This window comes from Micromonospora sp. B9E7 (assembly GCF_039871815.1).
GTDB lineage: Bacteria > Actinomycetota > Actinomycetes > Mycobacteriales > Micromonosporaceae > Micromonospora.
In genome coordinates this window covers 175,676-197,516 of record NZ_JBDPLX010000012.1, presented here as the reverse complement: position 1 = coordinate 197,516, position 21,841 = coordinate 175,676, and the positions used below count along the sequence as shown (strand labels likewise).

23 protein-coding genes and 1 pseudogene are annotated in these 21,841 nt (G+C 67.4%); 8 read left to right on the top strand and 16 right to left on the bottom strand.

Features of this window, described 5'->3' with window-relative positions; genetic code table 11:
• Positions 1 to 197 precede the first annotated feature (197 nt).
• Entirely contained in the window at positions 198 to 791 is a 594-nt protein-coding gene (locus ABGB10_RS20730; RefSeq protein WP_347662514.1) for a hypothetical protein, read from the bottom strand.
• Between the two features lie 844 nt (positions 792 to 1,635).
• Positions 1,636 to 1,980, bottom strand: a pseudogene (locus ABGB10_RS20725) (ADP-ribosylation/crystallin J1); the annotation flags it as partial.
• 530 nt (positions 1,981 to 2,510) lie between these two features.
• Between ABGB10_RS20725 and ABGB10_RS20720 the strand changes: the two are divergent.
• The 5 genes from ABGB10_RS20720 to ABGB10_RS20700 all read left to right on the top strand — a co-directional run bounded on the left by ABGB10_RS20720 (position 2,511) and on the right by ABGB10_RS20700 (position 5,870).
• Positions 2,511 to 3,875 (top strand): potassium transporter TrkG, encoded by a 1,365-nt coding sequence (locus ABGB10_RS20720; RefSeq protein WP_347662512.1) that lies wholly within the window; start codon positions 2,511 to 2,513, stop codon positions 3,873 to 3,875.
• Positions 3,868 to 4,542: a TrkA family potassium uptake protein gene (locus tag ABGB10_RS20715; RefSeq protein ID WP_347662510.1), complete on the top strand. Its 675-nt coding sequence runs from the start codon at positions 3,868 to 3,870 to the stop codon at positions 4,540 to 4,542. The genes ABGB10_RS20720 and ABGB10_RS20715 overlap by 8 nt, the downstream gene beginning before the upstream one ends.
• Before the next feature lie 144 nt (positions 4,543 to 4,686).
• The gene (locus ABGB10_RS20710; protein WP_347662509.1) at positions 4,687 to 5,241 is read left to right on the top strand and encodes a hypothetical protein; all 555 of its coding nucleotides are present in this window, start codon (positions 4,687 to 4,689) and stop codon (positions 5,239 to 5,241) included.
• A gap of 220 nt (positions 5,242 to 5,461) precedes the next feature.
• Positions 5,462 to 5,674, top strand: coding sequence for a hypothetical protein (locus tag ABGB10_RS20705; RefSeq protein WP_347662524.1), 213 nt, complete (start codon positions 5,462 to 5,464; stop codon positions 5,672 to 5,674).
• On the top strand, positions 5,658 to 5,870 hold the full coding sequence (locus tag ABGB10_RS20700; RefSeq protein ID WP_347662523.1) for a transposase: 213 nt from the start codon (positions 5,658 to 5,660) through the stop codon (positions 5,868 to 5,870). The genes ABGB10_RS20705 and ABGB10_RS20700 overlap by 17 nt, the downstream gene beginning before the upstream one ends.
• A gap of 10 nt (positions 5,871 to 5,880) precedes the next feature.
• Here the strand turns inward: ABGB10_RS20700 and ABGB10_RS20695 are convergent, their stop codons facing one another.
• From ABGB10_RS20695 to ABGB10_RS20645, 11 genes are all read right to left on the bottom strand, one after another.
• Positions 5,881 to 6,900: a sugar kinase gene (locus tag ABGB10_RS20695; RefSeq protein WP_347662507.1), complete on the bottom strand. Its 1,020-nt coding sequence runs from the start codon at positions 6,898 to 6,900 to the stop codon at positions 5,881 to 5,883.
• The gene (locus ABGB10_RS20690; protein ID WP_347662505.1) at positions 6,897 to 7,484 is read right to left on the bottom strand and encodes a nucleoside triphosphate pyrophosphatase; all 588 of its coding nucleotides are present in this window, start codon (positions 7,482 to 7,484) and stop codon (positions 6,897 to 6,899) included. Before ABGB10_RS20690 ends, ABGB10_RS20695 begins: the two co-directional genes overlap by 4 nt.
• The gene (locus ABGB10_RS20685; protein WP_347662503.1) at positions 7,481 to 8,239 is read right to left on the bottom strand and encodes a class I SAM-dependent methyltransferase; all 759 of its coding nucleotides are present in this window, start codon (positions 8,237 to 8,239) and stop codon (positions 7,481 to 7,483) included. Before ABGB10_RS20685 ends, ABGB10_RS20690 begins: the two co-directional genes overlap by 4 nt.
• Positions 8,236 to 10,143, bottom strand: a complete 1,908-nt coding sequence (locus ABGB10_RS20680) for an adenosylcobalamin-dependent ribonucleoside-diphosphate reductase (RefSeq protein ID WP_347662501.1) — start codon at positions 10,141 to 10,143, stop codon at positions 8,236 to 8,238. Before ABGB10_RS20680 ends, ABGB10_RS20685 begins: the two co-directional genes overlap by 4 nt.
• A gap of 36 nt (positions 10,144 to 10,179) precedes the next feature.
• Positions 10,180 to 10,731 carry a GTP cyclohydrolase I gene (locus ABGB10_RS20675; RefSeq protein WP_347662500.1) on the bottom strand — a complete coding sequence of 184 codons (552 nt, stop codon included), beginning with the start codon at positions 10,729 to 10,731 and terminating at the stop codon, positions 10,180 to 10,182.
• A 54-nt stretch (positions 10,732 to 10,785) separates the two neighbouring features.
• Positions 10,786 to 11,184 carry an NUDIX domain-containing protein gene (locus tag ABGB10_RS20670; protein ID WP_347662499.1) on the bottom strand — a complete coding sequence of 133 codons (399 nt, stop codon included), beginning with the start codon at positions 11,182 to 11,184 and terminating at the stop codon, positions 10,786 to 10,788.
• Positions 11,168 to 12,217: a hypothetical protein gene (locus ABGB10_RS20665; protein ID WP_347662498.1), complete on the bottom strand. Its 1,050-nt coding sequence runs from the start codon at positions 12,215 to 12,217 to the stop codon at positions 11,168 to 11,170. The genes ABGB10_RS20670 and ABGB10_RS20665 overlap by 17 nt, the downstream gene beginning before the upstream one ends.
• A complete protein-coding gene (locus tag ABGB10_RS20660) occupies positions 12,214 to 12,798 on the bottom strand; it encodes a hypothetical protein (protein ID WP_347662497.1) in 585 nt (194 codons plus the stop codon). The genes ABGB10_RS20665 and ABGB10_RS20660 overlap by 4 nt, the downstream gene beginning before the upstream one ends.
• On the bottom strand, positions 12,798 to 13,304 hold the full coding sequence (locus ABGB10_RS20655) for a thiamine pyrophosphate-binding protein (protein ID WP_347662496.1): 507 nt from the start codon (positions 13,302 to 13,304) through the stop codon (positions 12,798 to 12,800). The genes ABGB10_RS20660 and ABGB10_RS20655 overlap by 1 nt, the downstream gene beginning before the upstream one ends.
• Positions 13,305 to 13,308: 4 nt before the next feature.
• Positions 13,309 to 13,614, bottom strand: coding sequence for a hypothetical protein (locus ABGB10_RS20650; protein ID WP_347662495.1), 306 nt, complete (start codon positions 13,612 to 13,614; stop codon positions 13,309 to 13,311).
• A 69-nt stretch (positions 13,615 to 13,683) separates the two neighbouring features.
• Entirely contained in the window at positions 13,684 to 14,604 is a 921-nt protein-coding gene (locus ABGB10_RS20645; RefSeq protein WP_347662522.1) for an LLM class flavin-dependent oxidoreductase, read from the bottom strand.
• 309 nt (positions 14,605 to 14,913) lie between these two features.
• On the opposite strand from ABGB10_RS20645, the gene ABGB10_RS20640 reads away from it, so the two are divergent.
• Entirely contained in the window at positions 14,914 to 15,102 is a 189-nt protein-coding gene (locus ABGB10_RS20640; protein ID WP_347662494.1) for a Trm112 family protein, read from the top strand.
• 78 nt (positions 15,103 to 15,180) lie between these two features.
• Here ABGB10_RS20640 and ABGB10_RS20635 read toward each other — a convergent pair whose 3' ends face one another.
• Positions 15,181 to 15,864, bottom strand: a complete 684-nt coding sequence (locus tag ABGB10_RS20635) for an HAD hydrolase-like protein (RefSeq protein ID WP_347662493.1) — start codon at positions 15,862 to 15,864, stop codon at positions 15,181 to 15,183.
• A 465-nt stretch (positions 15,865 to 16,329) separates the two neighbouring features.
• Positions 16,330 to 16,575: a hypothetical protein gene (locus ABGB10_RS20630; RefSeq protein WP_347662491.1), complete on the bottom strand. Its 246-nt coding sequence runs from the start codon at positions 16,573 to 16,575 to the stop codon at positions 16,330 to 16,332.
• Positions 16,576 to 16,679: 104 nt separating this feature from the next.
• Here ABGB10_RS20630 and ABGB10_RS20625 point away from each other — a divergent pair, with 104 nt between their 5' ends.
• Positions 16,680 to 17,453: a PIG-L family deacetylase gene (locus ABGB10_RS20625; protein WP_347662490.1), complete on the top strand. Its 774-nt coding sequence runs from the start codon at positions 16,680 to 16,682 to the stop codon at positions 17,451 to 17,453.
• 579 nt (positions 17,454 to 18,032) lie between these two features.
• On the opposite strand, the gene ABGB10_RS20620 is transcribed toward ABGB10_RS20625, so the two are convergent.
• Positions 18,033 to 18,176, bottom strand: a complete 144-nt coding sequence (locus ABGB10_RS20620; RefSeq protein WP_347662489.1) for an IS3 family transposase — start codon at positions 18,174 to 18,176, stop codon at positions 18,033 to 18,035.
• A gap of 1,647 nt (positions 18,177 to 19,823) precedes the next feature.
• Here ABGB10_RS20620 and ABGB10_RS20615 point away from each other — a divergent pair.
• Positions 19,824 to 21,764: a hypothetical protein gene (locus ABGB10_RS20615; RefSeq protein WP_347662488.1), complete on the top strand. Its 1,941-nt coding sequence runs from the start codon at positions 19,824 to 19,826 to the stop codon at positions 21,762 to 21,764.
• The last annotated feature ends 77 nt before the right edge of the window (positions 21,765 to 21,841 follow it).

The window sequence follows — 21,841 nt, the reverse complement described above, 5'->3', positions numbered from 1 at the left end:
ACCGGCAGGAGGCATGCCATGTGAGAGCCACACCAAATCGCGGTGGGCAGCCGATGAGAGAGCCACCCCGCCGGTCACCTCGACCAAGCCTGGCCGGGCTGCGGTCGTAGCACCAGTAGATAAGTAGCCGATGAGCGTGCACGGTCCCGCCCGTATCTCGGATCTCCGGTGACGGCCGACGGTGCGCTGTGTGCCTGTCAGGTGGGTTGTGTGTCCCACCAGCGCGGCAGGTTGACGTCCGGCGCTTCCGGGTTGGTGAAGTGGAACGGCACGCCGACATGTCGCGCGACAGCCCGGCCCTGCTCGATCGCCTGCTGTGCCTCCGGCCAGGGCGGTACCTGCCCGGTGAACAGGCGGATGTCTCCGCCGTGTCGTAGCACCGTCAACGGCACCTCATCGAAGCGATCGTGGTGTCGGCCCGGTCGGCGCACGATCGCCACCAGGACGACGAACCAGCCCTGTGTGTCGCCATCCCAACAGGCTTCGACGGCGAGAATTGGTGCGGTGATGGCGTCCGCCTTCTCGATCAGCTGCGCGGTCGTCGGTGGCGGTGGCTCGGGCTCGAGGAGACCCTGCCGGTCCAGCTCGGCGCGTCGCTCGATTAGCAGATCCTGCGCCTCGTACAGGCCGGGCGGCGGTTGCAGTCCGCCTTCCTGGCGCAGGAGGACGACCGCCTGGATCAGTCGACGCGTGCACAGCAAGTCGTCCATCTGCTTCAGCAACTGCGGGTCGACCGCGTTCCACCAGGCGTTGGTCGCAAGCATCTCGCCATTATCGTCGGGCGGCGTCAACGCCGACGGACAAGCCATAATCCGGCATCCGCATCTGCCGCCGAGCGCGCGTTACTAAATCTGAACGGCGGGAATGAGCGGTCACCCGCGCTCGAGAGCGAGCATCAGCGGACTGGATTCCAGGGACAACGGCATGACGCCAGGGTCGAGGTGGACGTGCGCTCCCGGCGGAGCGGTCGGATCGGATAAGGCCAGACACCACCGGGCAAGGTCCCGCAGCCCGGCCGAGTCACCGAAAATCTGAATCGTGCCGTCGCGGACTTCGACGACGATGGGCCCTCCTTCAGTCGGTGCGATAACACCTCGCTGGGAGTCATATCCAGGTACAGACAACTTCACCTCATTCACCAACACAGTCTCACCGAGGTCGGCCCAGAAGGTGGCACCCGCACATGCCGCAATCCGCGACTTCGACCGCTCGCCGATGTCGCTAATCCCCGAAGTCGAACGCGAAAGTGCCCGACTCGATGCGGTCGATCAGATCACCGACGTCATCGGCTTGCCGGATGGCGTCTTCCCATCCGCTGCTGGTGATGTCGACCAGCAGCACCGGTGCGGGGTCGCTGCGCAGGTCAAGGACGAGGTGTTCCCGGGAGCCGTCACCGCCGATGATCGCGATGCCAGGATGGGTGTCGGCGCTCTCGTCCCACTCCTGGTGCAACTGAAGCATCTCGTGTGGCGTGTTGAGCCACAGATAGGCTCCGCTCGTCATCCACCCTCGCCGCAACCATGACTCACCTTGTAAGTAGGCCCGCCACCTGGCTGGTAGCTCTACGTTGAGCGCGTGGTGCGCGTCGGTGAACTCCTGGTCGCTCACGGGACCGCGGTAGCCGGCTTCTTCGACGATCGCCCCGACGATGTGGGCGTTGAGGTCGGCAAGCTCCTCTGCAGGGATCCAGTACTCCCGCACATCGCGGCCACCGACCTGATGAACCTCGTAACGGTCCAGGTGCGCACGCTGGACCTTGAACCGGGTCACGTAGCCGACGCCGCCGGCAGGGACCCACTCACGGGCGATCTTCGTGGCGTACCAGCGGTTGAGGACCGGATAGAAGATCGGCTGGTCCGACAGACGTTCTGGCCAAGCCCGCCATCCGGACGCCGCGACCAGGTCGAGTTCGGCCTGCCCGGTGGGTCGCCACAGGGTGATCGTGTCGGAGGCGTCGATGGGTCTACTCCCTGCAACCATGGTTAGCGCCTGAGGGTGGTTAGCCACGCCTGCAACTCGCTGATGCTGTCGGCCCCGGACGTTACCGCGACCGCAAGTTCCAAATACATGGGACTTAGGCGCACGGATTTGCCGCGAGCGGTGCGCGCGGGATGAGAAGTTTCATCACCGCCTGCAGGGTTGCGGTCGCCCAACAGCGTCCCGCACTAGCCGGTACAGACTGCCTTCGGCGTAGCTGGACGTGAACGCGGTCCTACCTCTACCGGCGCTGAGGCGATAGCCGCCCTTCAGTCAAGCCAGCAGATCACCGCAGCACCATCCCTGGCGGGCTGTAGCGAAGAAGCTTAAGCGGTGCGGGGTGACCTCCCAGTGGGTACCGAAGAGGTCTGGCATCGCAACGCGGAGCAGTAGCGCCTGCGGCGTCCGGACGCCTTCCGACCAGCCGCCGTCGGTGACGGCAGAATACGGTCAAGCTAGGGTCGTCGGGCTACGGCCTGTGGACGAGAGCTTCCTGTGGGCGTGATCGGTTTGGCAACGGGTGGGGGAACCGGATGCGTGGGTGGCGGCGACGGCTACGGCTGGGTGTGCTGGCCCGCTTTCAACAGCCGGCGCAGGTCGTCGTGGGTGGGTTCGCCGCCGCGGTCGCGGTCGGCACCGGGCTGTTGTCGTTGCCGGCCGCTACCGAGTCGGGGCAGCGGGCCGCGGTGGTAGACGCGGTGTTCACCGCCACCTCGGCGGTGTGTGTAACCGGGTTGGTCACCGTGGACACCAGCGGGTACTGGTCCCGGTTCGGCGAGATTGTCATCCTGGCACTGATCCAGGCCGGCGGGTTGGGCATCATGACCCTCGCAACCTTGTTCACGGTGCTGCTCGCCGGGCGGCTCGGCCTACGGGGCAGGTTGCTGGCGCAGGTGGAGACGAAGACACTCGGGCTGGGTGACATCCGCCGCCTGGTGCGCAACATCGTGCTGTTCAGCCTGCTCAGCGAGGCCGTCGCAGCAGTAGTTCTGACCGCCCGGTTCGCGGTCGGCTATGACGAGCCGTTCGGGAGTGCCGTGTATCACGGGGTGTTCCACGCGGTGTCAGCGTTCAACAACGCCGGCTTCTCCCTCAACACCGACAGCATGATCCGCTACGTCGCCGACCCCTGGGTGACTCTGACCGTGGCGGCCGCGATCATCATCGGCGGTCTCGGGTTCCCGGTGGTGTTCGAACTGGCCCGGAACTGGCGGCGGCCCGGGATGTGGTCGGTGATGACCCGCATCACCGTGTTCCTCACCGTGACGCTTCTGACGGCCGGCACGGCGGTGTTCACCCTGGCCGAGTACTCGAACCCGGCGACGCTCGGCCGGCTGGACGCCCCGGCCAGGCTGCTTGCCGGCTTTTTCCACTCGGTCAACACGCGCACGGCCGGGTTCAACAGCATCGACGTGTCTGCGCTGCGCCCCGAGAGTCTGTTCACCACCGATGTGCTGATGTTCATCGGCGGCGGTAGCGCCGGCACCGCCGGCGGCATCAAGGTGACCACCTTCGGGCTGCTCGCGTTCGTCATCTGGTCGGAGATGCGCGGCGAGCCCAAGGTTAACGTCGGGCGTCGTCGGGTTCCGGTGAGCAACCAACGCCAGGCGCTCACCGTCGCGCTGCTGGGTATCGGCGCGGTGACGGTCTCCACGTTCATCCTGCTGTCCCTGACCGCCCACAGTTTCGACCGGGTGCTGTTCGAGGCGGTCTCCGCCTTCGGCACCGTGGGCCTGTCCACCGGCATCACCGCCGACCTGCCGCCGGCCGCGGCGCTGCTCCTGGTCGGGCTGATGTTCCTGGGCCGGACCGGGCCGCTGACCCTCGCCTCCGCGCTCGCGCTGCGGGAGCGCACCCGCCGGTTCGAACTTCCCGAGGAAAGGACGATCGTTGGCTGACGTCACGGAAGAAATGGTGGTGGTCGTCGGGCTCGGCCGTTTCGGCGGCGCGCTCGCCGTGGAACTGCACCGGCAGGGCACCGAGGTACTCGCCGTCGACCACCGTCCGAAGGTGGTACAGAGCTTCGCGGGGCAACTGCCGCACGCGGTGACCGCCGACACCACCGACATCGAGGCCCTGCGGCAACTCGGCGTACCGGAGTTTCCCCGCGTGGTCGTGGCGATCGGCACCGACGTCCAGGCCAGCATCATGACTACCTCGCTGCTGGTGGACCTGGAGATCCCGGATATCTGGGCCAAGGCGATCAGTCGCCAGCACGGCAAGATTCTTGAACGGGTTGGCGCCCACCATGTGGTGCTGCCCGAACATGACATGGGGGAGCGGGTCGCTCACCTACTCACCGGACGCATCCTTGACTATATTCAGGTCGACGAGGACTACGCCATGGTCAAGACCAAGCCTCCCCGGGATGTCGTCAGCGTGCCGCTGCGCGAGTCTCGACTCCGCAGCCGGTACGGCGTGACTGTCGTATCGGTCAAGCGGCAGGCCGACGGACGGGGCGCTGCCTTCACCTACGCCACTCCGGATGACGTGCTGATGTATGGCGACATTGTCCTCGTCGTGGGCAGGATCAGCGACGTCGAGCGGTTCGCCAACGCCCACTGACCCGCCCCGAGCAGGATCCCGATCGACTGGTCCTTCCTCTTCTATCTTTCGGCGGGGACGTGTCATCAGCTTGTACCGGGACGCCGACGAAGGAATCGGCCTCCTCGGGAAGGCAGCCGCACCGACCGGAGCCGTGCGAATCGCATGTGTCGCAGGAACGGCGCCTCCTCGTCGGTGACCGTGTACGGCTCACTGGTGCAGGTCGGTCTGCCGGAGGGTGACACGATTGGCTTCACCAAACGTACCGGCACCGTCTTCGATCCCGAGGTCGGTATGGAGTTCCTCAAGCTGACGTACATCTCCACGGGCGGCTCGTACGCGATGACGGACGAGGACGGCAACACAGTGCTGTTCACCCGGGTCACCGGGACTGCCGCGGGCAAGTACTTCCCGACGTCGGTGACCGTGCCGGGCAGCAACCAGACCACGACGTTGGGCTGGGAGAAGGTCACTGTCACAGGCAAGGAGGTCGTCCGGCCGACCCGGATGATGGCTCCGGTCCAGGATGGGGTGAACTGCACGACGCTGACCCGCGGATGCCGGGCGCTGACGTTCACCTACGCCACGACGACGACGGCGACCGGCACCGCCGAGTCGGCCTGGGGCGACTACACCGGCCGGGTGAAGGAGATCTCCTTCACCGCCTGGGATCCGGACCTAGCCACACCAGCGATGCGGACCGTGCCGATGGCCCGGTAGGCGTACGACAACGCAGGCCGGCTACGTGAGTTCCCCCCGCTTTGATGGAGCGGTGGTTACCTGCTGCCGGCTAGGTGAGCTTCAAGATCGTGCCGATCAGCATCGGTGGTGGGGCAATGGTTCGTGTTGCCCCACCGACATGAACCCCCATGCAATGGTTCGTGTTGCCCCACCGACACGAAATCCCATGCCTGCGGCCAGTGTCTCGCGATGGGTGGGGGTGTGCCGTTCCCTTGGTGACGGGTGTTGTGCTGATGGGGGAGCGGGACGCGGTAGACCTGGCGACGCACTGTCGGCCCCCTGGGCGGGGTACCTGCGCGACTGGGACCGGACGCTGCGGGCGGGCAACTACCCGGAGACGACGCGGTACAACTACCTGCTCGCCGCGGCGCAACTGGCCCGCTACCTGGCCGAGTATTCGCCCGACCTGTAAGGAGACGATCTCGCGGATTACCGACAAGGTGATCGACTGGTCGCATCGGCCCTTGGACGGGGTTCACGCGGCGGTGTTCATCGACGCGATCGTGGTCAAGGTGAGAGATGGGCAGGTCGCGAACCGGCCGTTCTACGCAGCGATCGGGTCACCCTCCCATGGGCACCCGCTGGAGCAGGCCTCGCCGCCACGCTGACTCTCTCCCGCTATGCCTCAACGCTGCTGCTGGGCAGCGTTTCTGGAGCACCTCCGGCTCGCTGAGGGGCGGGGCCTGGCCGGCCGCCCACCAGGGTGACGCACAGGGAGCCAAGTTCACAGCCTTGGCGCAGGGCCGCCGCCGGCGCGGATCCATCGACCCACCTGGCGACGAGGCCGGCCGCGAAGGCGTCGCCGGCTCCGGTGCTGTCCGCAACCGGGGCCGTCGGGGCTTCGACGCGGTGCACCACGTTGCCACCTTCGCACCAGAGCGCGCCGTCCCTGCCCAGCTTCACCACCGAGTTGCGGACGATACGGGCCAGGCGCCGGGCTGCCTCGCGAGGATCCGCCTTGCCGGTGAGGACCGTCGCCTCGTCGGCGTTGGCGAGCAGAATGTCGACGTCGGCCACCCATTTCAGGAAGCGGTCCGGCCCGGCCTGGCACAGTGGTTCAGCGGAGGCGGCGTCCACGCTGATCGTCATACCCCGTCGGCGGGCCTCTGCGAGCGCCCTCAGCCCGCCCGTCCGCGACGGCTCGTCAAGGAGCGGGTATGCGGACAGGTGAAGGTGGCGCGCGTCGGTGGCCGCGGCGAGGGCCTCGGTGATGTCGTGGCCGTCCAGGTGAAGGTTGGCACCACGCTGGGACACCATCGTCCGGTCGTGGCTGCGGGACAGCACCAGCACAGTGCCGGTGGGGAGGCCGGGGCACCGGCGCACGGCGCATCGCACCCCCGCCGCGGTGAGCTCACGTACCCGCGCCTGCCCTGCGTCGTCGTCGCCGACGGTGCCGACGAGGGTGACCCGGCGGCCGAGCCAGGCCAACCAGGCGGCGGTGTTGGCGCCCTGCCCGCCGGGCAGCGTCCGCACCGTGCCTGGTGTGTCCGAGCCGAAAGCCAGCGGAGCCTTCAACAGGGCGACGACATCGGTGGTCACGTCGCCGACGACGACAACCCGCGGTGGTGTCGGCGGGCGGCCGTTGGCAGACGGGGGCGTGGGGGCGCTCGGAGCGTCGCGTCCGGTTCGCATGTTCACGTCCAAAGCTGAACGGTGTGGACGTCCAGTCGGCGCAGGAGGCGTCGCAGGACGGGCAGCGACAGTCCTTCCAGGTTCGACGGATGCCCCACGACGTGGTCCACGAACCACCCGCCCCGCCCGTTGATTTTGAAGGCACCAGCCACCCGCAGCGGCTCCGAGGTGGCGACGTAGGCAGCTATCTCGTCGTCGGTGACCTCCGCGAAGCGGACGTCAGTGGAGCACACCTCGGCGGCGGTGTGCCCCGTCCGGGTGTCGACAACGCAGTGCCCCGTATGGAAGACTGCCGCCCGCCCCGAGATGCGCCGCCACACGTCGAGCGCCACGTCCGGCTTGTGTGGCTTGCCGTACGTCACGCCGTCGAACTCCAGCACTGAGTCACAGCCGATGACAAGCGCGTCGTCAACGGTGGCAGCGACTGCTGTGGCCTTCGCCTGGGCCAGCCGCTCGGTCAGCTGCCGGGGTGTCTCGCCCGGCCGGGGTGTCTCGTCCACACCGCTGGGTTGGACGACGGGATCAAGGCCTGCGCGGCGCAGCAGGTCGAGCCGCGACGGGGAACCAGAACCGAGCACAATTTTCGTCATGCCGGCTCTACCGCCTCGGCTCGGTGCTGCCAGATCGCGCCGGCCAACCGTCGCTGGTGCACGGCTCCCGAGCGGACGTCTGGGAAGGAGAACGACTCGAATTCCAGCAGTGAGAAGGACGGCTCGAACAGCGTGGCGAGCTCCTCGACCCGGTATACCCGTTGGCGCAGGTCCGTGACCGGATCGTAGGTGAGGTTCCGCCCCGCGCTGTCCCGGTTGATCAGCGGCAGGTAGTAGCCGTCCTCGGGGGTGAGGAAGTACGCGAAGAACAACCCGCCAGGACACAGAACACGCCGCAGCTCCCGCGCGAGCCCTTCGAGTCGCTCGTCCTCGGTCACATTTTCCAGGCTGGTGAAGGCAGTCACGAGGCTGAACGCGCCGTCCCGGAATGGCAGCAGCGCCGTCATCGACGCCTGCACCAGCCGCGCGGGCCCGACACCCGGACGGGAGCGGGCCGCCAGCAACGGCCGGTGGGCGAAATCCATACCGAAGAAGGCAAGCCCGGTCTCGGCGAGCACGGTGGTGTTCCGGCCGCCGCCGCACCCCAGGTCGAGCAGGCGCGGCGGCCCGGCTACTCGCGCGATCCTTGGCAGTTGCCGGCGGAGGAAGTCGGCACCGTGCGACGGCCTGTTGTTCGTCGACGACGAGATGGAATGGCTGACATACTCGCGTTCCCAGAGATCGCGGCTCAATTGGAAGCTCCATTCGTGAAAGGTCAGGCGGGACCGCGCGCGCGGCAGACTCGGCGTGGTCACTCACAGACGGCGCACGTGCCGTCCGTCGGGTCGCAGCTTGCTTCTGGGGTCGCGGCAGTCTCCGTCGGCCGGGTCGCCTCGATCGCCTGGTCGGCCCGGGACGTGTCCCGGTACACGGTGATTCCCTTGCAACCCAGCCGCCACGCCTGCTGGTACAGCTCGGCCACCTGCTCAGGCGTTGCGGTACGCGGGAGGTTGACCGTCTTGGTGACTGCGTTGTCCACGTGTTCCTGAAAGGCTGCCTGCATGCGGACGTGCCATTCCGGGCTGATGTCGTGAGCGGTCTTGTAGACGCGCTGGATCTGCTCCGGTACCAGAGACAGTCCCTGCACGCCGCCACCGTTGCCGGCGATCTCCTGGAGGAGGTCCGTCTCATGCACGCCGTGCTCGGCGAGTTCCCGCAGCAGTAGCCGGTTGACGGAGCGGATCTCTCGGCCGCCGAACACCCGCTGCGTGTAGGACATCGCGAAGAAAGGCTCAATGCTGAAACTTGTGTCGAATATGACCGCGTTGTTGCCGCTCGGCGGCATGGCGAGTAGGGCCACATTGCGTGGCTGCTCGTCGGCGTCCTTCCATACCGACCGGTGGACGTTGGGGAAGGGGCCCCGCTCCCTCGCCAGCGCGACCGAGGCGTCATAGGCGAACTCGCGCATGGACCGGGCCAGCATTGTCGCGGCCGCGAGCGCTTCGTCCGAGTCGTACGGGATGCCGGCCAGCGCCAGACTCTCCGCCCAGCCGGTGACCCCGATGCCGATACGCCGGTTGCCGCGGACCGCCTCCCGAATCTCCGCCACCGGGAACCACGACTCTGAAATGGCGTTGTCGATCATCCGCACGCCGGCTGCCATGATCGCGCGTAGCCGGTTGAGGTCGAACAGGTGGGCGGCGTCTCGGCGGTCCGCCGGCAGGAGCAGCCGGGGAAGGTTCACGTAGCCGAGGTTGCAGGCCTCGTAGGGATAGAGCCCGATCTCGCCACAGGGGTTGGTGGCGGCGATGTCGCCCACGGAGTCGCGCAGCGGGTTGTTCCGGTTCATCGCGTCGAGGAAGATCAGCCCGGGGTCACCCGTTTCGCAGGCCAGTTCGCAGGTCGCGGCGAAGAGCTCCCGCGCGGGCAGGGTCCGGACCGCTGCGCCGGTGCGGCGGTTGACCAGCGTCCAGTCGGTGTCCGCCTCGACGGCCCGCATGAAGGCGTCGCTCACTCCGAGTGAAATGTTCGTCATGCTCAGCCAGCCGTCCTGCCGCTTGGCCGCAACGAACTCCAGCACATCAGGGTGGTCGACGTCGAGGATGGCCATGTTGCCGCTCTCGTACCGGCCGCGCTGCCGGAACAGTTTCGTCGCGTCGTCGAAGAGCTTGAGCAGTGCTACCGGGCCGACGGCGAGCCCGGAACTGCCCCGAACGTCGTCGCCGCGGGGTCGGACATTCGAGTAGTTGAAGCCGCACCCGCCGCCGTAACTCTTGACGATCGACGACTCGGAAAAGGTCCGCAACACGCTTTCCTGGGAGTCTTCGACGGGGAAGACGAAGCAGTTGGCCATCTGGGGCCGGTGCGTGCCGGCGTTGGCGAGGGTGCGACTGCCCGGGTGGAACTCCAGGCGGGCCATCACCTCGTAGAACGCCGTCGCCCACGGTCCGGCGGCGTCCGGCTGTTCGGCCCGGGCGAGAGCCCGGGCCACCCGCTGCAGCATCGCTTCCGGGGTCTCCACTACCTGGCCGATCGCGTCCCGTGCCAGGTACCGCTCCTGCAACAGCAGTTGGGCGTTCTGCGCGAACGCAGCCTGCGGGGTCCGGGTGAAGAGAAGGTCGTGCAGGACTGATTCGAAAAGTTTGGACGTCTGGACGGGCATGAATCTGGCCTTCCCGGGAGCGGCGGCACATGGCGACCGTGACGACGGGACGCGCATGGGTGACGGAGCCGGTGACAGTGGGAGCGAAGATGATCAACCGCGCCGGACGACCGAGCGCGGCGCGCCGAATTCGGTCAGCAGGTCGGTGTCGCCGGCGACGTACGAGGTGTCGGTGATCGCCGTCTGGTCCGATGGGCCGCGACTGCACATGCACATGTGCCGGCCCGTCGAGGAGACCCGGACAGCCCGCGCGCCACCGCTGTTCATGATCTCCGTCGCGATGTCCTTGACCAGGTACTCCTGGATCTGGAACCGCTTGCTGAATGCCTGCACCAGCCGGGGGAACTTGCCCAGACCGAGGATCCGTTGGCCGGGAACGTAGGTGATGTCCACCTTGCCGAAAAAGGGCAGAAAGTGGTGCGCGCAGATCGAGAAGTAGTTGATGTTGTGAATGTCGACGACGCCAGTGTGCTCGTCCTCGACCAGACAGGTCGTCTTGAGGATCTTCGAGGTGTCGATGTCGTAGCCGCTGAGCAGTTCCTTGTAGGCGCGGACGATGCGCGGCTCGCACTCGGGCCCGGTGTACCAGTCGAGCGCCCGCTTGTCCGTGGTGATGTTCTGCTCGAGCCATTCGGCGATGGTCACGTTTCCTCCTTGGAGGTGGGGGCCTGCGCCCCGACGGTGCGCGGCGGTTGTGGTCTAGAGGCGTCCCTGGTCGCGCAGGTGGTCGAAGATGATCTGGTCGACAGGTGAGGTCAGGTGCCGGTCCGCGTAGGTCAGCCACGCCACCTCGGCGATCTCCGCCGACGCCTCGATGTGACCCTGGTAGGCGGACTCGTAGCAGCGCATGCGCACCACGACTCCTTCCGGGTGCGCGTCGGCCTGAGCGCGGAACTCGCCGAGGAAGGTGGCGGTGAGGGGGTCGAGGTCGATCGTGAGTTCCTCCTTGGCTTCGCGTACCAGCGTGTCGAGATCGCTTTCGCCGGCCTCCCGCTTGCCGCCGGGGAGGTAGTAGCGTTCGCGGCCGTGTGACCTGGTGGAGAGCACCCGTCCGTCGGCGAGGTGGATCCAGGCGACCTTGTCAATCTCGTGCGTCATCGTTGTGGGGTCCTTTGGCGAGCCGTTCGTGCACGTAGTCGGCGGTGGCTGTTCCTTCGGCATAGCGCAGTGCGCGGCTGCCAAGGTCGTGGATGAGGTCCAGGTCAACGCCGGATTGCGACGCCCAGGGTAGGTGTCGACGCCATCGGGGTGGTGGAAGCGCGTAGGCGGACAGCCCTGCGGCGTGCTTGCCGAGGGCCGACAGCGGCACGTCCCGGTCCACGATGGTCGACCACCAGGAGGAGCGATCGTTGACGTGGGCGGACGGGGTGAAGGCCCGTACGCCGCCGTCGTAGATGACGCATCGTTCGAAGAGGCTTCCGACCGAGGCCAGGCGGGCTGCCTCGTACTCCGGTGTCGAGCCGGCCGCAGACCGGAGCAGGTCGAAGGAGAACCGCGGAAAGGGCACGGTGTCGGGTGCCGGCAGCGCGAACAGGGCCTCCAGGAGGATGAGGGTGACCTGCGGCCGCTCGGATGGATCCACGGCGGCGACACAGCGCTGGACCGCGTCGACGCCCGCGGCCGAGCCGATCACCACCAGCACGATCGCCCCGGGTCGATGCCGTCGAGGGGTCGTGGCCGTCAGGAGACGCGACAGCACCGCCGTCATGGTTCCGCCGCTGGCCAGGATGTCACCGGCGAGGATCGGGTCGGCGCCGAGTTCCCAGCGCTCGTACACGACCTTGAGCGGCGCGTCCGTGGACCGTTCGGTGCCGACGAAGCTGACGTCGGCCTCGGCGCCGCAGGCGGTGGTGACCGCCTCCTCGACGCCGAAGCTGAGGCCGCCCCGGAGGATGGTGACCACCGACATCCGGTCGGCGGACAACACCTCGCCGCCTGCCCTGTCGGCGCGGAACATCATCAGGGCCTCCGCCACGGCAGTACGCACCAGGTGCCGGTATGCGCTGCCGGTGACCACCGGGTCCGTCAGCAGGCGTCGGGACGGCGCGGTCGAGCAGAGCAGCACGCGGGCAGGGCCCGGATGAGGGTGCTCGTACAGAGCCGTGGCGTCGCCGGTGGCGATGAGTCTCATGTCTTGACCGCCGGCCGCCGGTAGGCCACACCGCGCTGGTGGGCGATGTACTTCTCGATCAGGTACGCGGACTCCACGCCGTCGACCGGCTTGGTCGCGGACGGGGCCGGGTCGTCATTGGTGACGTGACCCACGACGACAACGCCGGGTGTCGGCAGCCGCTCGGGTAGGTCGCTCGGCACGTGGACGCTCGCCACAGTGAGACCCACCGCGCCGAAGAGTTGGCGCCAGTCGAGCTGGACGAGGCGGCTCGGCATACCACCGGCCGACTCGTAGCGCCCGTTATCGACTATCACCAGCGTGTGGTTGTCAAGGCCGGGCAGTCGCGCACCCAGTGCGGTCAGCACCGAAAGGTTCATCAGGAAGCTGCCGTCGGTGTCGACTCCCGCAACGGGCAGCGGGCGAGCACCGATCGCCAGACCGGTCGAGAGTGCGGCGACGTCGCCCATGGTGTCCGTGACCAGCGTGCGATGTGCCGCGAGCTGGTACAACTCCTCGCTGGTGCGGCCAAGGGCGGAGACGAGCAGGCTGTCTGGCGGCAGCCGGTCGAGCAGGGCGGCGATGAATTCGGAGGTCCGCACTACCGGCTCCGCAGTTCTTCGACGAACGGCGGGTTGGCGATCAGCGCAACGGTGCGTTGGCCGGTGTCGAGTGTGTTGTACGCCCGCCTGAGCAGATCGGGGAACGCGTGAACCGAGTCGACTTCCGCTGTTGCTGCTGAAAGCATCCGCAGGTGTGGGTGCATGGTCTCCTCGTGCGGCAGGCCCCACCAGTTGGCCTCCCCGAAAGCGCCGCGCCGGGACAGCAGCAAGACCGTGTGCAGACGGTGGCTGAGAGCGAATCGGGCCAGGGTCTCGCAGGCCCGCCGCAACCCGGAGTTTTCCATCAGCACCAGGCTTCGACTGCCCGCGAGGCGGGCGCCGGCGGCGATGCCCACCGCGGTCGCCTCGTCACAGACCTGGATGTACGCGATGTCATCGCGCTCGGCCGCGCAACGGTGCAGGGGCGCCAGCAACGAGTCGGGGACGGCAGTGATCAGGTCGACCCCGCTGTCGACCAGCGCATGGTAGACGCTCTCCGCACCCACGCCGTCACCGCCTGGTGGAGACGAGTTCGACGATGACGTTCGCGTAGGGTGTGGCACCCACGTTGCGGAGCAGGTGAGGTAGCCCGGCCTCGTGGTAGACGGCGTCGCCGACCTTGTCGTCGCCCGGAAGCACCGTGCCGTCGGTGCACACCGTCTCCGTCTGGCCGGGGCTCAGCACGACGTACACGTAGTCGCAGGGGTGCTGATGGATGTTGGTTTCCTGCCCGGGGGCAAGATCCAGCGTCCAAATCCGGACCCGGTCGTCCTGGTACACCAGTTCGGTGCCCACCTGAACGATGTCCGACTGCATGGGTGTCCTCCGTGGAAGCGTTGACGGCTGGTTGATTTCGGCGAGAAGCGGTCTGAGTTCCGGGCCCGGTCAGAGCCGGGGAGGCCCAAGGGCGATCCGGCGGCGCATCTGCGGCAGGTCGCCACGGAAACCGTGCAGGTTCTCGACCCACCAGGTCAGACCGGCGTCCGCGTACGTCTGCACCCGGTCGCGGTCGGCGGGCCCACCGTCGCCGTCGCTGTACCCGCCGATGGCGAAGTCGAAATGGGCGTCGCTCGTCCGCCGATCGGAGACGAAGGAGGCCATTTCTCGGTAATGGTCGACGGGGATCATGGTGGGGGTCCAGGTGCGCCGGCGTTCGAGAGAGAGCCGGCCGGGCAGCACGCCGTCCCACCGGGCGGCCCGGCGGAAGGGCTGGCGGTTCGGCCAGTAGCCGCCCACCCAGATGGGGATGCGGGGCTCCTGCACGGGCCGGGGCAGGAAGGTGCAGTCCCGAACCTGGAAGTGGCGACCCGCGTAGCTGAACGATTTCCCCGACCACAACCCCTCGATGACATCCAGGGCCTCGTCGAGTTTCTCGGCGCGAACGCGTTCGTCCCCGTCCTCGCCGAAGTCCTCGAACTCCGAATCGGCCGGATACCCGAGCCCGACACCGAGGATGAGTCGTCCCTGCGACAGGTGGTCGAGGGTGACGGTCTCCCGGGCGACCTTCCAGGGCCGTCGTCGCGCCAGAGGTGTCACCATAGGCCCGAGCCGTATGCGGGTGGTCGATGCGGCAATCGCGGCGAGGCTTATCCAGGGATCCACGATAGGGCCATCGAATCCGCGCATGAAAGCAAGATGATCCCACAGGAAGAAGCCGTCCCAGCCAGCGTCCTCGGCTTCTTTGGCGAGAGTTACCAGGAATTGCGGATCACCGTAGTCGCCGTGAGGAGGAACAGAAAGCGCGTACTTCAGCGGACGGTTCAATCGGCTTTCCGGCATACGGTTCCCCCGATCATCGTCGTGCATCCCGGACACGGAGTGTGCGCCTTTAAGGCCAGACCCGTCGCGGAACTTTCACCGCAGTCAACCCTAGCGTCGTGATTGATGTCGGTCAACGCCGATGCGGATCGCTAGGGTGCGAGATGGGATTCCCGCATTCGAAAATTTCGGGTGATCGCAAAGGCGGAAGCTGATTCGCGCGGCCATTGGTTATCGGCTGGCTGGGGAACGCGACAACTAGACAAGCCATTCAACTCCCGCTACCTTGGCCCCTGCGGCGCTGACCACCACCGAGCATTGGGCGGCCCCTGTCCGGAAGCGTGTCGTCCGTTCGGCATGCCATCGCGACGTGTGGCGGCCCTGGGAGGAATCGTGAACGTCGATCAGGAGCTTCTCGAAATCCTGTGCTGTCCCGCGGACCGCGGTGACCTCAGCTACTCAGCGGAGAGCGAGGAACTGCGCTGCGACCGCTGTGGGCTGGCCTTTCCGGTCCGCGATGGCATCCCGGCGCTACTCCTAAAGTGATCCGACCCCGGCTGGTGATCCGGGCGACCTCGCTCGCCCGGTCAGCATCTGACGGACGACCGGGTGCTCGACGGCGCGCTAGCCAGCAGACGTCGGCAGTGAATGCTGGTCGAGCTGCTTGACCGCGTCGACGATGTCGGGAAAAGCGTCGATGAAGGCGTCGACGTAGCGGGAATCGAAGTCCGCCGGACTCCGGACCCCGCTCTGCAGGCAGCCGACGAAGTGCATGCCGGCACCGCCGGCGGCTAGTGCGTCACCCGGTGAATCCCCGACGTAAACGCACTGACCGGGCGGTATGTCGGTCGCTGCCAACAATTCATCGAAGGCGCGCGGATCCGGCTTACGGAAACGCGTGTTGCCGGCGTGGTAGATGCCACTGACCCGCTCGGTCAAGACATGATCCGGCTCCAGCATGTGCCGAACCTCGTCCTCGGTCCGCGACGTCAGCAGAAACACCGACCGGCCGGTCATCACGAATTCGTCCAGCGCACGCAGGTTCTCCGGTGGAATCAGATCCAGGCGGCCGTCGGCGATGTACCCTTCCAGCGCGGTCTGATAGAGCGCCGAGAACTGGGCCAGGTCCAGGCCGGGTGACCGTCGGGGCATGGCGTCCAGAAGCGGTTCGCCCCAGGTGGATAGATGCACCTCCCGTTGCATGGGGGGCCGACCCATCTCCGCCAGGACTTCATTCTCCAATGCGAACGAGGCGGCCTGAGTGAGGCACAGGGTGTCGTCGACGTCCACAATCACAGCGCGGATCACGAGCCAAGCCTAACGGCCCCGGCGGCGGGTGCACACATTCATCAGGAAGCGGAGCTTCACGGTCCGTCTGCCGCGTCAGGACGGCGGCGAGCAGGGGCTCCTGCGGCAGCTACCGGGACGCGATGCCACTGTGCCGGGGGAGCGTCATGTCGATGACGTACGTGCCAGCGGCCGGTGCCCGCACCCCCGCCGGCTACGAGATCCGGCTCGGGCGACGCGCAGGGTGTTGCGCAGTGCCCAGGCCGAACAGCCTGTCATGCCTTGGTAAGGCGCGGCTTTCGAGAAGCCGGCCGGTGACGGCCGGGGCCGTGGGAAGCGGGTTGGAAGGGTTTAAGGCTATCGGTCGCTGGGCTGGGCTGGGCTGGGTGTCGGCGTCGGCGTCGGCGTCAGCCGAGGCCGCTGGGGCTTGCCGTCACGATCCGGGTTTATCGGCGCCCGGCTCACCGACTGCACCGTGATCGTCGGTCACGACTGCGACCCGCTCACCACAGGGCCGTACAGCCTTTCGCGCACGGCGGTGGCCGGTAGCGGATACTCATCTATCTCCCAAGGGATCAGGCCGCGCGTGCCGATCTTGCCCGTGCCATCGCAGCTCGCGGGGTTCGATTGGTGGCGTCCGTCGAGTTGCGCGGCGTCGATGTGGCCGCCGAACTTCTTCGGCCGCAGGGCAGTGTGCTGAAGCGATCGCGCCTCAACTTGGACGCTGGTCATGGCGGGTGCGCGTTATGGTGACGGCCAGTTCGCTTCTGACGTAGGTGGGAACGGTGACTGGGGTTTCTCGTCGACACGTACTCGCTGGCGCCGCAGGCGTGGCCGTGACCGGTTTCGTAGGCTCCGCGGCCGGGGCCTTCGCGTTATTTCCTGCCCTGTTCGCCGTGGCCCATCCGGATGACGAGGTCCTGGGGATGGGCGTCGCTCTCGCCGAGCATCTGGCGGCCGGGCAGGACGTGCACGTGCTGTGGCTGTCGAGGGGGACGGCGTCGGGCGCTCGTGACCAGCTCAATGGCACCGCGTTGTCGGCCTGGTGGGGCGTCGCGCACGATCCCGCCGCGGAGGGCTATCAACCGCTGGGGGTGGATGAGTTCGGAGCGGCTCGGATCGCCGAGGGGACCGCCGCCGTACGGTGTCTGGCGGCTGGCACGGTGGGGACGCTTACCCTGCACGAGGCCGGGTTGCAGGACGGGGCGATCACGCAGGCCGACGCGGAGGCGGCGATCGTCGCCGTCGCCGACCGGATCGCGCCCGGTGGTCCGGTGCGGATCAAGACGCACTCGCACATCGTCGACAACCACCCGGACCATATCGCCGCCGGCCGCGCCGCCCGTGCGCTGCACGATGGCAATCCGAACCGGTTCGGCGACCTGCGGCAGTACATTCTGCCGCCGTACTGGTCGGACCCCCGGCTCAGCCAGGTCAGTGAGTCCTGGGACGTCCCGACCGACGCGGGCATCGCCCAGCGGGTACGAAACGCCAGTCGCGCGTACGGCGCCTGGTCACCCGCGCTCGGCTCGTTCGCGATCGGCTGGCACAGTGTCCCCAGCTTCTTTTCCACACTCGACGCCAACCCGCGCTGCCTGCTGCACCTCTGACGCCTCATCGACACGCGAAAGCTCAGCGGCGTGGCCTCCCTTGGCACGCTTGCGCGTCGCTGGTTGACGGCGTCCGTGATTGCGTCGATCTCTGCTGTGGATGTCGCCAGATGGCAGAGGATGGTTAGCCATGCGTATCTGCGTCGCCTGTCGAGTGGACCAGCGCACCGTTGTTCGTATCGGCAGTTGGGCGTGCCGCACGGTACTCCCGGGCACCAGGTCAACTACCGCTGGACCAGCCTGTCCGCTTGTCCATTGTGTGGGGCCGGGCTTCTCGTGTACTTCGATCATGATTGTTTCCACCAGCCCAGGGAGGAGCCGTGGGACATGGACTGGTCGTGGCCGGTCGCCGTTGACGGGGTTCAACAGTTGAACGCTGCTCTTGCTCGGTGTCCGGATCCGCTGCATCCGTCGTGCGAGTGCCCTGTGCACCGGTCGTTGCGGGACAGCATCGAGAGCGCACCGTCGCGTGAGGTTCCGCTGACGGTTGCGCTGACAGCGGAAGGGCTGCCACAGGTTCGGTCAGCAGGCGTTGGGCTTGACCCGTTTTGACGGACAGGGTCGATGTGTTGATCCTATTCAGGCTGCTCGGCTTGTCGGTAGCCGGTGCAGATCGGTGGCCTCGAACGCGGCGGGGCTGAGGTAGCCGAGGGTGGAGTGTCGGCGGCGGGTGTTGTACCAGCCCTCGATGTACTCGAATATTGCCTGACGGGGCAGCGCCATGGGTGGGCCAGGGCTGACGGTGTAGCAGTTCGGTTCTGATGGTGGCGAAGAACGACTCGGCGACCGCGTTGTCCCAGCACTGCCCGCGCCGGCCGACGGATAGTCGGATGCCGTCGGCAGCGGCGAGGCGGGCGTGCTGGTCGCTGGTGTATTGACAGCCGCGGTCGGAGTGGAACACCAGCCCGGACGCCGGCCGGCGCCGCACGAGGGCATCGGTGAGCGCGGCGTCGATCCAGGTCGGTGCGTAGGTGCTCGGCGACCGCCCAGCCCACGACCCGGCGCGAGCCAGGTCGATGACGGTGGCCAGATACAGCCAACCTTGCCAGGTGTTGATGTAGGTGATGTCGCCGCACCAGCGGGTGTCGATCCCAGCCGGGTCGGTGCCGAAGTCACGGTTGACCAGGTCAGGTCGCCTGCCGGCGTTCGGGTCGGGCACGGTGGTCGTTCGCCATCGGCGTGGACTCTTGCCGGCCAGCCCGGCGCACCGCATCAGCCGGGCGACGCGTTTACGGCCGTGTCGCAGCCCGGCGTCGGCGAGGTCGGCGTGGACCCGCGGTGCCCCGTAGGTGCCCTTCGACATCGCATGCACCCGCGTGATCGTCGCGGTAAACTGCGCGTCGACACGCTGCCGCTGGGACGGGACGCCGCGTTGCTGCTGGTAGTAGGCGGATACGACGGGGCTGTTCCGCGCTTGTCCGCCGCTCGATCGACCATCCGCGGCGCGCAAGAACGCGAAGCCAATTTGCTGCTGCCGTACGCGGCTAAGGAGTCCGGGCGAGCGAAATACCCACGGCTGTTGAGCTCGAGCCGACACTCACTGTGCGCGAGGAGAAGCCCTCGGGTGGCCGCACATCGGGCAGTGGCGGAGCGCCAACTCAGCCGTTGCTGCGGAAGTGACACGGACGATCACCGGGTCAGTGACCAGCTGTGGGTAGGGATCATCCCCACGTGCGTGGGACCAGAAACACCGGCGTCGGCAAGCTGACCGTGGAGGGAAACCCCCGCTGCGCGGGGATCGATTGGAGCTGACCCGCAGCGACGGCGACTCCGTGGGATCACCCCTGCGTTGCGCGGGGAGCAGAACGAGCGCCGGCAGCGCAAGGTCGCCGAGGAGGGATCACCCCCGCTTGCGCGGGGAGCAGAGCCACCGGGTAGCGCCGGCCCCTGCTCAGCCGGATCACCCCCACGTGCGCGGGGAGCAGTCCGGCGGTCAGAAGGCGATGCCGTCGCGGCGGGGATCACCCCCACGTGTGCGGGGAGCAGACTTCTTGACCTGCGGCGTTAGAGATCGACTTCGCAGTTTTCATTCCTAGTGCCTCGTCTTTGAACGTTGCTCGTGTAATCCGCTGGTTCCGGGGATCTTTCGGGCAGGCTGTCTCCTGACGTTTGTCGTGGGAGGTGGTGGCTGGTCGCCCGAGCGGCCGGGCACTCGACCGACCAAACCGGACCAACCCATCCCGGACCTGATTAAAACGCCCTCTGAGGGTGCCGGCCGCCCCTCGCCTCGCCCATTTCAGCCAACTCGTCGCTGTGGCAAGGTCTGCACTGGGTACTGGGGCACTCCCCACCGGCAAGCCGACATTGTCAGCTACTGGTGCGGCAGGTGATCCCGCCCCCCACCCGCTAGTCGCGACAGGAGCAGGATCGATGACCCGCTACACGATGGCTGCCTCCGACGCCGGTGGCGAACGGCTCGGCGAACGTGTCGCCTCCACAGCGCCCACCCTCGGAGAAGCCACCGAATTCGGCGACAGCTATCGGACGAACTACGTGTCGGTCTGCGATGAACGCGCCCACATCACCCTCTACGGGCGGGACGTCAGCGGCTCCTGGTCGGTGATCGCGGCCGGTGTCAACATCGAGACCGCCGAGGAGGTGTGCCTCTGGTTTGACCTCGTGCAGCATTACCGCGGCCCGTCGTCGGCCAGAACCGGTGGCCGGGCCGACCACCCTCTCGACCACGCCTCGACGCTGCAAGGCGAGCGGATGGCCCCGGCACGGGCCGTCTTGCTTGTCGTGGAGCGGATCCGGGCACGCCGCCTGGGCTACCCCACCCAGGGGCTTGTGGCGGATCGCTTCGAAGCGGGCTGGAGCGTGTACGCGCCGGTGGACGTCGACCACAGCGATCCGATGGCTTTTCTGGACATGCCGGTGGGCAGGTCGGTTTTCCTGGTGAGCGATGCGGGGCGGGTGAAGGAGATATCGAGCTCGATCCCTGCGCGGCAGGCGGAGGAGATGTTCAGCGCCGAGGAGGCGTACGTGCGCCGCCGGCCGGCCGGGGAAGGGTTCATGGCCGACCTCAGGGACGAGGTCATGCGGCTTGACTCCGCGTCGGGAGGCTCCGCAGGCATCGCCTCGTTCACCATCGACACCCCCACTGAGGTGATCGCGGCCAGGGCGTCGGCGCTGCTCGGCCCGATCGCACAGCAGTTGGCCCTGCTCGGTCCGCCGGGGTGGGACCGCTTCGCGGCGGTCTTCTCCTTCACGGTGTCCGGCGAGGTTGCCCAGCTGCGGTTCTGGTCCGATAGTCGGAGCATCGAGGTTCGGGTACCCGAGCAGATAGCCGTGCTGGTCCGCCGGCAGCGGCATCTCGCCGCACGGATGCCGGCCGGGCCGTGGTGGCGCCTGCTGCTCACCGTCAGCGACAGCGCTGGAACAGGCGCCCAGATGACCACGGACTACGACTACGGCGATCGGCCCTTCCCGGACGACCATCTGCTGGCCCCCGAGCACTACCGGGAGGACCTGGCCGCCTACCCACGCGCCCACACGCCGGCATGGCTCTCCGAATACACGGCCGGTGCCGCCGAGTTCGGTCCTGCACCCCGTACGGCACCGCGAGAGACTGGTGCGGCGACGCGAAGGCCCGACGTTCGGCAGGACCAGCCCACGCCACCACCGACGCGACAGGCGCCGGCCCCGCGACCCGACGTGGTAGCCCCTAGCCCCCGGAACGCGTCCTCCACATCAACGCCCCCACAAGGCCCGATGCCGTCCGCGGGGCCGCCGCGGCCCGGCGGGGTTCCGGTCCTCGACACCACCATCGGCTGGACACGTCTTCACGCCGACCCACAGGTGATCACCTACGGTAGGAAATCGATCGCGCTCGACCAGGTGGAGTGGGTCAGCTATTCGTCGATCCAGGTAGCCGAAAAACGCTTCATGTTCCCCACTTTCTACGACAACAGGTGGGACTTCCAGGTGGGGCGTTACCCGTACTACGGCGGGCCGAAGGTCGCCGTGAGCCTCTCGAAAGGAGGCCGCCGAGCGGAACAGCCGCAGGAGTGGACGTTCCTGGTAAACCTGGCCAGGCAGTACCTGGAGCCCCGGTTGCTCAGCGGGCTGGTCAGCCAGGTTCGCCGTGGTGAGACCGTCACGGTCGGCGGTAGCGTGGAGGTGAGCCGGGACGGCATCGCGTGTGCGAAGCCGGGTTTCTCTCTGCCCTGGGCGTCGATCAGCCCTGCATCCCTGCGCAACGGCATGATATGGATCCATCAGGTAGGCGTCGAGAAGCCAGTGCTGACCGTGCCTTTGAGCCACCCCAACGCTGCGCTGATCCCGGACCTCTTCGCCGCACTCAGGTCGTGATGGCGGAGCGGCGTCCGCCACTCGTCACACGCTCCTCGGTGTCAGCATGAGCACGACCTACAGGTGCGTGCCCGAGC